12 protein-coding genes are annotated in these 14,629 nt (G+C 60.6%); 2 read left to right on the top strand and 10 right to left on the bottom strand.

What is annotated here, in order from left to right; translation table 11 throughout:
- Positions 1-6: 6 nt before the first annotated feature.
- The 3 genes from P3T23_RS45780 to P3T23_RS45770 all read right to left on the bottom strand — a co-directional run bounded on the left by P3T23_RS45780 (position 7) and on the right by P3T23_RS45770 (position 4,869).
- Positions 7-606 carry a porin gene (locus P3T23_RS45780; protein ID WP_429322620.1) on the bottom strand — a complete coding sequence of 200 codons (600 nt, stop codon included), beginning with the start codon at positions 604-606 and terminating at the stop codon, positions 7-9.
- 259 nt (positions 607-865) lie between these two features.
- Positions 866-2,566 (bottom strand): long-chain-fatty-acid--CoA ligase, encoded by a 1,701-nt coding sequence (locus tag P3T23_RS45775; protein ID WP_429322619.1) that lies wholly within the window; start codon positions 2,564-2,566, stop codon positions 866-868.
- Between the two features lie 173 nt (positions 2,567-2,739).
- Complete coding sequence (locus P3T23_RS45770; RefSeq protein ID WP_429322618.1) at positions 2,740-4,869, bottom strand: alpha/beta hydrolase fold domain-containing protein; 2,130 nt, start codon at positions 4,867-4,869, stop codon at positions 2,740-2,742.
- A 63-nt stretch (positions 4,870-4,932) separates the two neighbouring features.
- On the opposite strand from P3T23_RS45770, the gene P3T23_RS45765 reads away from it, so the two are divergent.
- A complete protein-coding gene (locus tag P3T23_RS45765) occupies positions 4,933-5,622 on the top strand; it encodes a TetR/AcrR family transcriptional regulator (protein WP_429322617.1) in 690 nt (229 codons plus the stop codon).
- A 185-nt stretch (positions 5,623-5,807) separates the two neighbouring features.
- On the opposite strand, the gene P3T23_RS45760 is transcribed toward P3T23_RS45765, so the two are convergent.
- The 7 genes from P3T23_RS45760 to P3T23_RS45730 all read right to left on the bottom strand — a co-directional run bounded on the left by P3T23_RS45760 (position 5,808) and on the right by P3T23_RS45730 (position 12,900).
- Complete coding sequence (locus tag P3T23_RS45760; RefSeq protein WP_429322616.1) at positions 5,808-7,052, bottom strand: acyl-CoA dehydrogenase family protein; 1,245 nt, start codon at positions 7,050-7,052, stop codon at positions 5,808-5,810.
- A 68-nt stretch (positions 7,053-7,120) separates the two neighbouring features.
- Entirely contained in the window at positions 7,121-7,885 is a 765-nt protein-coding gene (locus P3T23_RS45755; protein ID WP_429322621.1) for an SDR family oxidoreductase, read from the bottom strand.
- A 44-nt stretch (positions 7,886-7,929) separates the two neighbouring features.
- A complete protein-coding gene (locus P3T23_RS45750) occupies positions 7,930-8,946 on the bottom strand; it encodes a phosphotransferase (RefSeq protein WP_429322615.1) in 1,017 nt (338 codons plus the stop codon).
- 271 nt (positions 8,947-9,217) lie between these two features.
- Positions 9,218-9,892, bottom strand: a complete 675-nt coding sequence (locus P3T23_RS45745; protein WP_429322614.1) for a histidine phosphatase family protein — start codon at positions 9,890-9,892, stop codon at positions 9,218-9,220.
- 123 nt (positions 9,893-10,015) lie between these two features.
- Entirely contained in the window at positions 10,016-10,915 is a 900-nt protein-coding gene (locus tag P3T23_RS45740) for a LysR family transcriptional regulator (protein ID WP_429322613.1), read from the bottom strand.
- Between the two features lie 373 nt (positions 10,916-11,288).
- Positions 11,289-12,098 (bottom strand): SDR family oxidoreductase, encoded by an 810-nt coding sequence (locus P3T23_RS45735; protein WP_429322612.1) that lies wholly within the window; start codon positions 12,096-12,098, stop codon positions 11,289-11,291.
- Positions 12,099-12,432: 334 nt separating this feature from the next.
- Positions 12,433-12,900, bottom strand: coding sequence for an MEKHLA domain-containing protein (locus tag P3T23_RS45730; RefSeq protein WP_429322611.1), 468 nt, complete (start codon positions 12,898-12,900; stop codon positions 12,433-12,435).
- A gap of 453 nt (positions 12,901-13,353) precedes the next feature.
- Between P3T23_RS45730 and P3T23_RS45725 the strand changes: the two genes are divergently transcribed.
- Positions 13,354-14,094 carry an SDR family NAD(P)-dependent oxidoreductase gene (locus P3T23_RS45725; RefSeq protein WP_429322610.1) on the top strand — a complete coding sequence of 247 codons (741 nt, stop codon included), beginning with the start codon at positions 13,354-13,356 and terminating at the stop codon, positions 14,092-14,094.
- Positions 14,095-14,629 lie beyond the last annotated feature (535 nt).

Here is a 14,629-nt window from a genome sequence, read left to right as displayed (position 1 = left end):
CGCTCTTCAGGCTGAAGCTGTTGATACGTTCTTCTTTTTTGCATGTGCGCACCTTACACGAGGAAGGTGTTGCACTTCAGATTTGATCGCGCCCCATCTTGCCGAGTATTTGACCATGTTGCTTGTCCATACGCCCTGAGCCATCATGACTTCCGGCCGGAACCGGTAGAAGGTCGGGAGCCATAGATTGGTCACGAAGGCGCTCAGAACAGCGTCAGCAAGGGGGTTGATCTGACGCCCCATTGTCAACTTCCCGTACCTGTCAGACTGCACGCCGACAAAAGCCGTATTGAAAAACGGATAGGCGGGGTCGGTCGCCCCGGAGTTCGGGAAGAAGCGATTCTCGAGATCGAATACGATCTTCGTTCCGCCACCCATGTCTTCCACTCCCTTGAATCCGAAGTGGCTCTCGCTTGCGCCGCTGGTGAGCTGGACTTGAGAATCGCCTTGCGGATTCGCATGAGTCGTGTAGCGAATTCCCGAATCGACGAGGCCGTAAAGCGTCACCGACGACTGCGCGGCTGCTGGGACGGAGTACAGCATCGCAGTAGACATGATGGCAGCCAACAGGCCTGCCTTGCGTCGATGCCGCTCTTTTCCGAACAATCTCCTTACCTTCCTCATATTTAAACTCCAATATTATGATTCTGTCGCACTACGAACTATATGAATGAAATCTAAGACTTATTTATTGCCAGCTGAGTACGAGCGCCTGATTTCTTCTTGGTGCGTCACTCGCCGCGACCGCAACATGCTCCGGTCGTCTCGATCGGGGACCATGATTCCGGCTGGACTTGCTGACATCAGCCGTAAACCGAGGCCGCCCTGTTGCGACTACGCATCGCGCGCTTCGGCAGGCAACAGATCAATCCAGCCGGCGGTCTTCGGATTGGGTGGTTCGACTCCGCGTTTCATCTTCCTGCAGCAGTCTCCACTGGATCTTTCCGCTCGCCGTACGGGGCAAGCTGGCGGCAAACTGAATGACACGCGGAACCTTATAGGAGGCCATGCGCTCGCGGGCCCACGACACAATTTCCTGTTCCGTCGCGTGCTCGCCGTTCCGAAGCACGATGACCGCCTTTACCGACTCGCCTCGACGCGGATCGTGAGTCGCAATGACGCACGCCTCCTGAATGGCAGGATGCTCGAACAGCATTGCCTCGACCTCGGCCGGCCAGACTTTGTAGCCAGAGGCATTGATCATGCGCTTCAGCCGGTCGACGATGAAGAAATACCCGTCCCGATCTACATAGCCGAGGTCTCCCGTGCGCAGGTATCGCTTCCTATCGATCAGAACGAATGCATCCTGCGTGGCTTCCGGCGACTTCCAATACCCGCCGAATACTTGAGGTCCGCTGACGAGAATCTCACCTGTTTCTCCTTCGCCGAGAGGCTCGAGCGTCTCTGGATCGACGACGAGTGAATCCGTGCTGAAGACTGGCACCCCCATGCACTGTTGCTTGCTGTGCTTCGGCGGATTGATGTGGGTCGCCGCCATCGTCTCGGTGAGACCGTACCCTTCGACGTACGGGATGCCCCAACGCTCCTCTATCTGCTGCGCGACGGCCTGCGGCATCGCGGCGCCGCCGCCGCTCAGGTACGCAATGGAACTCAGGTCGAACCTGTCGACGTCAGCCAGGTTCAGCAGGTCGATGAGCATCGTGGGAACAGTGACCCATGCGCTGACGCGGTGGCGTTCGATCACGTGCGCGGCACATTTCGCGTCCCAGCGGGTCATGATCGCCATCGTGGCGCCGATGAATATCGGCATGTTCATGCAGTTCTGCATGCCTGTGACGTGAAACAACGGCACGGAGCACAGCATCACGCTCTCGTTCGCGAGGCTCGGCCATTCAGCGCACGACACCGTTGAATGCATCACGCTACGATGGGTATGGATGCACCCTTTCGGGCGCCCGGTCGTGCCGGACGTATACGGAATGACCGCCAGATCCTCGGGCCGGGATTCGTGGTCGCGCGGAATGCACGCGCGAGAGCGCGCGTCGTTCCAGCCGATGAGGGCAGCATGGCCGCCGACAGATTCTGCATGAGGCTGCGGTCCGGACGATGTCAGGACGTCGGGCAGCGGCAGATCGGTCTGGTCGCAAAGATAGTCGGCATAACGCGCGGGGATCACATAGTCCACGTGGCGGCCCGACAGCGACCCTACGTGCTCCATGAGTTCTTCGCCGACGAAGGCGACTCTAGCCCCGCTATCTTCAAGTATGTGTTGCAGCTCCGAAGTCCGGTTCATCGGATTGACGGGCACGACTACCGCATCCGCGCGCAGGACCGCATAGAAGGCGACGACGAACTGCGGACCGTTCTGCAGGTACAGGACGACGCGGTCACCCCGGGCGATGCCGCAGTGCTGCTGCAGGAATCCCGCCATCGCTTCGACTTCGTATTGCAACTGCCGGTAGCTCACCGTACTGCCGTAGTAAAGGATTGCGGCCTTTTCCGGATGGTGGTTCGCGGAGACTTCGAGATTCGTGTACAGCGATGTCGGCGGCGCGGATATATTCCGCGGCACGTTGACCAGCCGACGCGTTGATGTTGCCGTCATGTCTACTCCGGGCATGAAACGAAATGCAGTGATAGGGCGAAGCGCCTTGAAACCGGTTACCTGCGTCACGGGCAAATCGCCCGCGGCGCACGCAGGATCTGCCCACGTCGGCGATGCGTGAGCAGGTTTGTCGCATCCCTACCTGGCGCCATGCGCGAGGCGGATGCGTCTCTCTACTTCTGAAGGAGCTGGCGGCTCCACTGGCCGATTTCTTCGAGCGTCCCAGCGGTTTCCGGCAGGAACGGGAAGAGCGTGAAGACGTGAACCGAATCGCCCACCATCTTCAGCGTCACGTTCGCGCCGGCTGTCCTTGCCCGCTCTGCGAAGCGAGTCGTGTCGCTTTCCAGCACCTCTCCCTCCACGGCCGAAAGGAATACCGGCGGAAGGTCTGCGAGGTCCGCGAACAGCGGCGACACCATCGGATCGGTCGGCTCGTGACCCTGGAAGTAAGACGCGACAAGGTTGGAAAGCGTCTCGCGATTCGCGGCCGGGTCGTCTCCCGAATTCGCCATGACGGAAGGGCCGCCAAGCGTGAGGTCAGTGAGCGGGCAGATTGCAATGACGCCGGCCGGCAACGGCAGACCCGCGCGACGCAATGCGGCAGCCATCGCGAGGGCGAGGCCGCCCCCGGACGATTCGCCGCTCAGGAACACCGTCGACGGATCGACACCCGAAGCGAGCAAGCCGCGCCAGGCGCTGAATGCGTCGTCGAATGCGGCCGGATACGGATGCTCGGGCGCGAGGCGATAGTCGACCGTGTAGCACGGACCGTTCAGGGCGCGCGACAGCCGGCTTGCGTATTCAACCGAGCTCTTCGCCGAGCCCAGCACGTAGCCGCCGCCGTGGAAGTGCAGCACGGTCGCCTTTTGCCCTGCTCCCGCCGCAGCCACGCGCAACGCGCTCACCCCGTGAAGATCGACCTCCGTCACTTCGGTGCTTGCGGGCGCCGGGAACTGCTCCAGAAGGAACCGTTCGTAGGCTGCACGCTGCCCCCGATCGCCACGAGCAATGTCATCCGGCTTGAACACGCCCTTCCAGAGATCGAAAGCGCGCTGGCTCTCGGGGCGCGCCATCCGCTTTCCTTCGCGTGCCGCGCTCAAGCCTACGACCTCGCCCGGCGGCAGCCTGGCGGCCTCGAGGATGTTGTGCCCCCAGGCGAACGACCATGAAGCCTCTGCGAGCGGATCGATACGCGAGAGTCCCCTCAGTCGTCCGTTACGCTGGCGTACACGCGCCTCGTCGGGCTCGTGTGCCCAATCGACGACGAATCGCGCGCCCGCCTGAATTCGCGTAGTACGCGGCTGGCGGCGCCGTTCATATTCCAGCAGCGCATCCTGTACGCCGGCCCGGCCATGGTTCTTGAGACAGGTGGCGAGGGCCCATGCGTCTTCGATCGCCTGGCAGGCGCCTTGCGCCAGGTAGGGCACCATCGCATGCGCGGCGTCGCCGAGCAGGGCGATCCGTCCGGTACTCCAGTGTTCGATCGGATCCCGGTGGTACATCCCCGTAATGAACGTCGAGTCCACGGCTTCCAGCATTTTCTGGACAGTCGGCTCGGAACCCTCGAACGAGCGCCGCAGTTGCGCGACGTCCCCCGACTGCGTCCACGACTCGCGGCTCACTTCGGTTGCCGGCACCGACGCAAGAATGCTGTAGAGGTCCTTGCGAACCCAGTACGAGACGATATTCCTGCCCACGCCGAACCAGTTGTTCCCCGCCACCGGCAATCTCAGGCCCGTGAGCCGGTCGGCAGGGATGAGCGAGCGCCACATCAGGATGTTGGCGAACTGCTTCTCCTCGGGTCCCCGGAGGGCCGTCCGGACGGAAGAGTGAATGCCATCCGCGCCGATCACGGCGTCGCCACGAATCACTTCGCCATTTTGCAGCGTGACCCAGGCGCCCTCGTCGTCCTGGGAAACCGACGCGCATTCCGCCCCCAGCCGGATCATATGGGGCGGCACGGCCTTCGCGAGCAGGTCGATCAGGTCGGCGCGGTGGACGTTATAGAGCAGTGCGCCGTAACGTGCCTCTGCCTCCTTGCCCAGTGGAGCTACGTACAGGAGACGCCCTGTCGACAGCTCGAGGTAGTCAAAGCGTTCGGGCACCGTCGCAATGCTCGCCAGCGCGGGTTCAAGCCCCAGTTCCCGCAGCACGATCGTGCCGTTCGCAGCGATCTGGACGCCCGCTCCGACCTCCGTCAATTGCGGGGCGCGCTCCAGTACAATCGGCTCGATGCCGTGGCGCAGCAGCGCCAGAGCGGTCGTTAACCCACCAATGCCTCCTCCAACAACTACGACTTTCATGTTAAGTTTCTCCTACTCGGTTAGTTATTGCAGTGTAGTTAATTAACACGAAACGGTAAAGTAATGATGACATCAGGGAAAACCCTTCGCTCGGACGGGGCGGAGACGCGAACTCGCTTAAAGGAAGAAGCCCAACGCCTGTTCGCGCTGCGCGGATTGGACGGAGTGTCCGTGCAGGACATCATCTCCGCCGCAGGGCAGCGAAACAGTGCCTCGCTGCGCTACTACTTCGGGAACAAACTTGAACTGGCACGTGAGCTGGTAGTGGACGGCGCGCGCCTGATAGACGAGGACCGTCAGGCGCGGCTCGACAGACTGGAGGCAGAGGAAGGGATAAACGTGCGGGCGGTATTGGGCGCGCTGCTCTATCCGATGCTTGAGCTGGCGGATCGTACGGGTCAGGCGACCTACATCCGCATGATCGCCAACTTGCAGTTGAACAACCGCGCGTTCTTGCGGGAGGCGCTGGAAAACAGGTGGAATCTGGGTTATCAGCGCTGCAACGCCCAGCTCCGAAACCTGCTTTCCCCTATTCCGCCGGCAATAGTCGATCACAGACTGTCGCTCGTCGGCATCTACGGCAATGCCGCACTGGCAGCGTGGGAAGCGAGTCGGGACAATGGCGATTCGGGAGGGCTCTGGTCTCCGCAATACGCCGTGTCCAGCTTGATGGACACCTTTGAAAGCATACTCACCGCAGAGCCGTCGGAGGAAACGCGGTCCTTGCTGGGGGGATCTGACGGCGAGTGCTAGTCGTCTCGCCAACGCACCGGAAACCGCATTGGCACATCTTGCGTCTGGCGGTGGAAGCTCAAGGCAGTGCGGGGGATCGACCTCCCAGGCGGGCCTTAACGTTGAGAATATTCGTTGAGAGTATTCACGCCGCTCGCCGCCTGGGCTCCCCCCGCAAGGTCACGCTTTGAAACTGGCGCGATGCATTACACCGACGCCATCAGGTAGGGATTATCCTTCCCCGGCTCATAGGGCTGCGCCTTGATTTCCATTCGTGCAATGCCCTGCAGGTGAACCTCGTCCGGGCCATCTGCGAACCGCAACGCACGGCCCCACGTCCAGCTATCGGCCAATGGCGTGTCGGGGCTCAGCCCCATCGCGCCAAACACCTGTATCGCCCGCTCGCAAACGGCGGTGTGAACACCCGGTACGAGCGCCTTGATCATCGAGATCTCCTTGCGCGCCTCTTTCGCACCGACGTTGTCGATCATCCACGCGGCTTTGAGAACAAACAGCCTCGCTTGATCGATTTCGATTCTGGACTTCGCGATCCATTCGGCGACGGACCCATGCTCATGCAGCATCTTTCCGAATGCCGTGCGTGCCTGAGCCCGTTCCACCATCAACTCGAGCGCCAGTTCCGCGGCGCCGATCGAACGCATGCAGTGGTGAATCCGTCCCGGCCCAAGGCGCGCCTGCGCGAGCGCAAAACCGCTGCCCTCTTCACTGAGGAGATTCGTCCGGGGTACGCGCACCCCTTTGAACTCGATCTCGCAGTGTCCTTCCGGTGCCAGGTGATTGACCACCGTGATATTGCGGATCACCTTGACGCCGGGTGTATCGCGGGGCACGAGAATCATGCTCTGCTGACGGTGGCTCGGCGCGTCCGGATCCGTTTTGCCCATCACGATGAAGAGCGTGCAATTCGGGTGTGATGCATTCGTGATGAACCACTTGCGGCCGTCGATGACATAGTCATCCCCGTCACGACGAATCGACGTCGTGATATTGGTCGCGTCCGAGGAGGCCACAGCCGGCTCCGTCATCGCAAACGCCGAGCGGATCTTGCCGTCGAGAAGGGGCTTGAGCCACTGCTCGCGCTGAGCAGGCGTGGCAAACATATGGAGCAGTTCCATATTGCCCGTGTCCGGCGCATTGCAGTTGAACACCTCCGATGCCCACGACACCCGCCCCATGATTTCAGCCAGGGGCGCGTACTCGAGATTGGTCAGGCGCGTACCGGGCTCGTCATCGCGCAGATGCGGAAGGAACAGGTTCCAGAGTCCCTCTTCACGCGCCTGTTCCTTCAAGGTCTCCATAAAGGAAACCGGATATTGACCTGCACTCACTTCCTCGTGCCATTGGCGGATACGCGGAACGATGTGAGCGTCCATGAACGTACGCACCTGCGTGCGCAGCGCTTCGACTTTCGGGCTATATGAAAAATCCATTTTTACGCTTCCAGAATCCTGATTAATGTCGTCGATGCATCGGCCAACAGCGCGCTTCGACCGCTTGACTAGATCGTCAGTCCACCGTCGACGACGACACACTCTCCATTGGTATAGCTCGCAGCGTCGGACACCAGGTAAAGCACGGTGCCTGCCATCTCACGAGGTTCCGCGTGGCGCCGCAGCGGGATCCGCGACATCCAGTTTTCGTAGGTGGCCTGATCTTCGAACAGTGCCCCCGCAAATCGGGTTTTGGTCAATCCGGGGAGCAGCGCATTCACTCGAATCCCCAACGGCCCGCACTCCTTCGCGAATGCCCGCGTCATGTTGACAACGGCGGCTTTGGTGATCGAGTAGATTCCCTGCCTGTCGCCAGGCTGCAATGCATTGACCGAAGCCGTGTTGACGATCGCACCGCCGCCGTGCTCCCGCATCAACTTGCCCGCCTCCACGGACATGAAGAAGTAACCACGCAGGTTGACCTCCACCGTCTTTTCGAAGGACGACAGATCGGTGTCGAGAATGTGGCCAAAATACGGATTCGTCGCCGCGTTGTTGACGAGGATGTCCAGACGACCATGCCGTGCACGAATATCCTGGAAGATCTTGAGAATGTCCTCGACACGCCCGACATGGCACGGTTGCGCTTCAGCGCTCCCGCCCGCTTCCTTGATCTCCCGCGCCACAGATTCGCAATCTTCCAGCTTGCGGCTCGACACAATCACATGGGCACCCTGCCCGGCGAGTAGTTTGGCGATCTCCTCACCGATACCCCGGCTGGCGCCGGTAACCAGAGCAATCTTTCCTTTCAGGTCAAACAAATTAGTAGTCACAATCAGCCCCAATATGTCTACGTTCCAATTCCTCTTGCCTGTCTTCAGATCAGGTCAACGCCCATCTTCGCAAGCACCCCAGCCATCTCCCCCACCTGTCGCGCCTTTTCATTCGATGCGTTACCGCTCAAGGCCCGCTTCTTCACGCCCTGTGCGATAGCTGCGAGCCGGAAGAAGCTGAACGCCAGGTAGAAATTCCAGTTCTCAATCGACGAAATTCCCCGAAGCTCGCAATACCGCTCGACAATCGACGCCTCGTCAGGCACCCCCAACGCCTCTCGATCCAGGCCCTCGAGTCCGGCGATATGACCGTCGGGCGGGAGCCGCAAACACATGCAGAAGTACGCGATGTCAGCCAGTGGATTGCCGAGCGTGGATAGCTCCCAGTCGAGAACAGCGCGAACTTGCGGCGCACCGCGCATGAAAATGAGGTTGTCGATACGGAAATCTCCGTGCACGAGCGAAGGCTTTCCGGCTTCCGCCGGACAGTGGGCAGGCAGCCACTCGATCAGCGACTCCATCGCCTCCAATACATCGGTCTGCGCGGCGCGATATTGCCGGGTCCAGACGTCGATCTGACGCGCGAAATAGTTGCCCGGGCGGCCGTAGTCCGACAATCCGGCTTCGTCGATATCCACGTCATGCAGAGCCGCCATCGTGCCAAGCAGTGCATCGTAGATAGAGCCGCGCTCCTCGACGGGTACTTCGGGCAGCGCCGGATTCCAGAAGATTCGCCCGTCTTCGTAGCTCATGACGTAAAACAGGCTACCGATGACGTCACGGTCCTCGCAAAGGTGATATGCACGGGCGACAGGGACCGATGTCCGGCCGAGCGCCGACAGCACGCGAAACTCACGATCAACGGCATGTGCGGACTTGAGCAATGCGCCGGGCGGTTGACGCCTCAGCACGTAGCCGCCGCTTTGCGCCTTCAAAAGAAACGTCGGATTGGATTGTCCGCCGGGAAATTTCTCGACGGACAACGGCCCTTGAAACCCGGGCACGTGCGCCGTCAGATAACGTGTGAGATCTTCGATGTCGAATTGAAGGCTGGCGTTCATGTTGCCTCCCGCCGGGCCGTCCCAAGGGAGGCAACGGCCCCCTCGGGGGGCAGCGAACGTAAGTGAGCGTGGGGGTGGTTCATGTTGCCTCCCGCCGGGCCGCCCCAAGGGAGGCAACGGCCCCCTCGGGGGGCAGCGAACGTAAGTGAGCGTGGGGGTGGTTCATGTTGCCTCCCGCCGGGCGGCCCCAAGGGAGGCAACGGCCCCCCCGGGGGGCAGCGAACGTAAGTGAGCGTGGGGGTGGTTCATGTAGCAGGAATCCCGATTGAGGTCAGCCGTAGGTGACAAATTCATGCCTCTCGGCACGTTCGAGATGAGGCACTGAATTGAAGCTGACTAGCGACATTGCACCGTCGTTAAAGACATATTGGCAAACGCTGCTGTTTCGAATCTGCATGTTGAGTGCAATCGCAGTCGCGGCAGGCGCCTGTAAAACCTGTTGGGCAGTTACCGCGATCGGACCACCCGAACTCACCACCAGAATGCGCCTGCCGCCAGCCTGCTGGATTTCGATGCGCGCACGCTGGACACGCGTCTGGAATTGATGCCATGTCTCTGGAACACGACCGGGCAAGCGGTCATCGGCCCAAAGCTGCAGCACTTGCCGGAGCCCTTTGTAGAAGTCCTTCTTTGAACTTGCGGCCGACAAACCCTGCGGCAAGCCCTCTTCGCCGAGGGCTGCGAACAATGCCTGGAAGTCGTATTCGTTCAAACCCGCGTCTTGCGCGATCTCGGCTTGCGGGCCACCCATTGCGGCGAGAATTGCATCGGCAGTTTGCCGATGCCGCTGCATCGTTCCGACCACAACGCGATCGAACCGCAATTTCGCCTGCGCGAAGTACTCGCCGAGCCAAAGTGATTGGGTATGACCGGAAGGTGATAGCTCGTCATAGTTTTTGGCGCCGAAAGACGCCTGACCATGCCGTACGAGATAGAGTTCTGCCATGCCATCCTCGTTTCAATATGACTAGCAGAATACCCAGCGCCGCATCATTCAGGAAATTTATTGTTGTGATAGCCGGCAATAAGTTTTCGTGACACCTGACGCGTGTGCCCCCATAGGCCCCGGCTACTGGTTCATTTCCCGCATGAGACGGCCAACCTGCTCACGCAGCCAACGATGAGCCGGGTCCCCCGTAACGCTTCGATGCCAGTAGCAATGAGACTCGAGATCCTGAAGATCGAACGGCAGCTCAAGGATTCGCGCGTCATACCGCTGAAGGAGCACGAGGGGGGCCGTGAGGACGAGATCGGTTCGCATCGCGATCAACGGGGCGACCAGATAGTGTTGAACCCGCGTCTGAATCGATCGCCTGAGGCCCAACCTGTTCAGTTCTGCATCGACGAGACCAGGTCCCTGGGGGCGACTGGATACGTGGATATGACCGAAGCTGAGGTAGTCATCGATCGTCAGCTTCTTCTTTGTAAACGGATGGTCGTGACGCAGCATGCATGCATACCGGTCGCGGCCCAGCGGCTCCTGCTCGAGGTAGGGGTCGTCAATCAGCGGCGCGTCGATCGCGAGATTGACCGCACCACTGGCTAGCGCTTCCGGAACCTCTCGACGCGTCGTGAAGTAGCTTTCGATGCGGATGCCGGGCGCCAGTCGCTGCAGCACCTCCTCCAGTGGGGGCAGAAGGAGCGCCTCCGTGAGGTCGGTCATGCTGAGCCGAAACGTACGCTCGGACGAGGCGGGGTCGAAGCGTCCTCCAACGTGAGTACTCGAGTCAAGCAGCTGCAGCGCTTCACGAACCCGGCCGATGATGTTTTCCGAAACGGGCGTCGGTATCATGCCGGCCGACGTACTGACAAAAAGCTGATCGTCGAATGCTTTGCGCATCCGCGCCAACGCATTGCTGACAGCTGGCTGAGTGATGAACAGCATCTCCGATGCGCGCGTCAGGTTTCGCGTTCTGTAGACGGCTTCGAAGACAACGAAGAGATTCAGATCAACCTTTGACAGACCCATTTTCGAATTCCCCGACGCCACTCGAACTGTATTTCCGACTCCTCCTGTTCACGCGCATGCATCGGCGCAAAGCGACGATCGGCGTGGTATCACGGAGCAACCCCGGCGAGTCTACTCCTGCCATTGCGAGACAGCCAGACAGGGGAATGACGGCTCTCGTGCAAATCGGATGAGCCGGTGGGTTACGCTCGGGTTTCGCCTGCGCCCGTCATTTGCGCCACAACCAGGTGCCGCGATGGAAAGCAAAGCGGATGCGCGTTGTCTCCCGTCTGCTTGAGTTCGTCGTGGAATCAGCCCAGGCAGCGGGCCGGCCGACTACCGCCACCATCCGGATAGCGATGAGATAGGGATTGCCCGCACCGCCGCGTGTGCATCAGGTCCCGCTCGTCGTGAGCGCGCCGGCGTGCTCGAGCGCCGGCTTGACGCTATCGATCGCGCCGCCGCCGTCGCACGGAATGACTGCGCCCGACACATACGATGCATAGGGCGACGCCAGGAACAGCGCGAGATTTGCGATGTCGTCGGTCGACCCGAAACGGCGCAGAGGCACCGCCGCCTCGGCTGATGCGAGCTCCGTAGGCGCAATCAGCTTGCGAAAACCTTCCGTGCCGTCGATCGGACCAGGAGAGATGGCATTCACGCGGATGCCGTCCGCCCCCCATTCGAGTGCGAGCACGCGTGTAAGCTGATCGATGCCGGCTTTCGCGGCGGCCGCGTGCGCCTGATAGCGCATCGGCACGGTCGCTTGCGGTGCACTGATGTTCACGATCGACGCGCCGGGCTTGCGCAGATGCGGATACGCCTGCCTCATCACGTTGAACGATCCGATCAGATCGATATCGACGACGGCACGAAAGCCGTTTGCCGACATCGAACGCGCGTCGCAAAGAAAGTTGCCTGCCGCGCCGGATATCAGCACGTCGATCGGTCCGAACTGGCTCACTGCATCGTCGAACGCCGCTCCGACCGCGTCGAAGTCGCGCACGTCAGCGCACATCCCCCGCACCTGCGCGCGATGACGGGCGAGCGTGGCCACTGCCGCATCAACGTTTTCACGTTTGCGGCTCGCGACGCTGACATACCCGCTGCGTCGCGCGAACGCTTCTGCGATGCCGTAGTTGATGCCGCTCGTGCCGCCGAAGACGAACACATGACAGTTCCCGAAATCGATATCGATTTGCATACTGCTTTCCCTCGTTTCACAATCAGTAGACACACGTCGGAACAGGTGACGAATGCCGACCACGGTCGCGAATGTTGTCCCCGACGCAGCGAACAATGCGCCATTCGTCGACAGGCCGGTATGCATCGTTCCGTGGTTGTTGACGTAACCGGACTGGCCGTAGAGCAAGGTTGCCTTCGACAGGTGATGCCATCATCGAATTGTTCGGAGAGAGGAGCCATCCCCCGAAAAGGGGAGCTTCAAGGATGCCGCTGTGTAGAGAGGATCGGGTACCGACGTGCTCTTCGAGTGACAGGCGGGTACTGGCGCGAACGAACGCGGTACCGCGATGAACTCAACCATTATCGCGAATGAACTTCACCTCAGGGATCATGGCCGCCTGACCTCGGTAGTTTCCCGCCGAATCCGTGAGTTGCCATACAGTAGCCCGTTCGATCCAGAAGCGCGCGCCCGACCTGGCGACGCGCACGCCCCGGTATCCGGTGACAAAGCCGTTGCCCGTGACCTGATCGAGGAATGCCTGACGCTCGCTACGTTCGGGCGCTTCCGCGGAGAGACGCGAGGGCAGCGCGGTGAGCTCATTCCAGTCGTATCCGAATATTGCCTGTGCGCGCTTGTTGCCATAGACGAAGATGGGATCCTCCGCAGTATTGTGCGCAAGAATGCCGAACGGCGCCGCCTCGTAAAGCCACGCAGCGCTCCCGGACACGCTCATGCCCTCGGGAACGAGGGCCTTCCCCAGAAGTCGGCGGTAGCTGTCGGAAAGGAGGAAAAAGAAGCTGGGATCGGTACTCAGGAACATCAGAGAGGTTCTCGCAATTGCGTTTGCGGATGGGTGGTGGGCTTCGAGAAATATTGTAGCAACATGTGGTCGCTTGACTCCGCTCGCCGGAGCGGCGTCGGGAGACGGCCGTTCGTTTCGTCGTTGGGCCCCTCCTAGTATGCCCGAGAGGCATGCCCCCCTGCATACAAGGTCTTTGTCGCACCTCCCACCGAGACCTATAGTCGTTGCACCGCCATGGATCAAGAGTGGCGCTATGCAGAAGTTCGTTGGTTCGACTGCAGAAACCCTCACAGGCGAAAGCTGTACTGTCGCCGACGCCAGGAAGCGCGCCAGGCTGGTCATCGCCGATCTTCGTGATGTGGCGAAGCCGGGCAGGTTCCGGTTCTAAAAATGGTCCGGGCAAAGACAGCAGTCAATCATCAACTGGATTAGTGACGCGGTGAATCGCTCACGGAAACCTTAGGAAATCATATGTCCAAGTTAGCTCAAAAAGTGGCACTCGTTACCGGTGGTTCACGTGGCATCGGTGCGGCAATCGCGAAACGTCTGGCGGCGGATGGGGCGAGCGTGGCCTTGACATACGCGAAGGACGCCAGCGCGGCTTCGGCCGTGGTCAAAGCGATTGAACTCAATGGCGGAAAGGCTATTGCGATTCAGGCGGACGCTACTGACGTCGAAGCGGTCGAGGCTGCGGTCGAAAAAACTTTTGCGACCTTCGGCCGGCTGGATGTGCTGGTGAACAATGCCGGCACGGCCATTCCGAAACCGTTCGAAGATACGTCGCTGGAGGAGATGGATAGAGTGATCGACATCAACATCCGCGGCGTATTCGCTGCGACCAAGGCTGCGCTGAAGCACCTGAGTGACGGTGGCCGCATCATCATGATCGGTTCGGCGGTGGGTGAGCGTGCCATTGCGCCAGGGCTGGTGCCCTACGCAGCCACGAAAGCAGCCGTCAGGATGTTCACCCAGGCGCTGTCCAGAGAGTTGGGAGGCCGGGGCATCACGGTCAACAACGTCCAGCCGGGTCCGATCGATACAGACCTGAATCCCGCCTCAGGCGATTGGGCCGTGCCGCAGAAGGCCGCCACCGTACTCGGCCGCTATGGGCGCGTTGAGGAGATCGCCGCAATGGTGGCTTTCGTCGCCGGACCGGAGGCCTCATACGTCACCGGGGCGAATCTTACGGTGGATGGCGGGATGAATGCCTGATCCCGGGCACATACCCGGCCTGCGGATTTGAAGAAGGGCGACGTCTGTGCGGACGCGACGGGGAGTCGATGAGCTAACGGAGTCGGCTCTCCATATTAGCGACCCCGTACAGTCACCAGGCCGCGCCGATGCCGCTCCCAGGCGCGGCCCGTAAGGGGATTTGTCGTCGTCCGATTGTCGATGATTCAAGGGGGCGCTGTCGAATGGCTCCTGTTGGCCCGAAGCTTGCCGATCATCGTGCGATCGACTTCTACCTTGCCACCAGCGGCAGCCCACTCGCGACATTCACGCCTTCTCCTTGACAGGCAGCTCTTTTCGCCGCAGCAACCGCTCGCGTCGTCCGCATTGCGGGATCTCGGTCCATTGAGCGAGTAACATTTCGACAATTCCAGGTATTCTTCAATAAGCGGCAGGGCTACGCCCAATTCTTCTGTTTTTCCACTAGGGAAACGCTGATCAATGGACCAACTGCCCAAGTTGCAGGCGAGATGGCGTCGAACTTTCCAGATGACGAAGCGAATCGACGCTCAATTCA

The organism is Paraburkholderia sp. GAS448, assembly GCF_050435685.1.
Taxonomy (GTDB): domain Bacteria; phylum Pseudomonadota; class Gammaproteobacteria; order Burkholderiales; family Burkholderiaceae; genus Paraburkholderia.
This window is presented reverse-complemented; position numbering and strand designations above follow the sequence as displayed.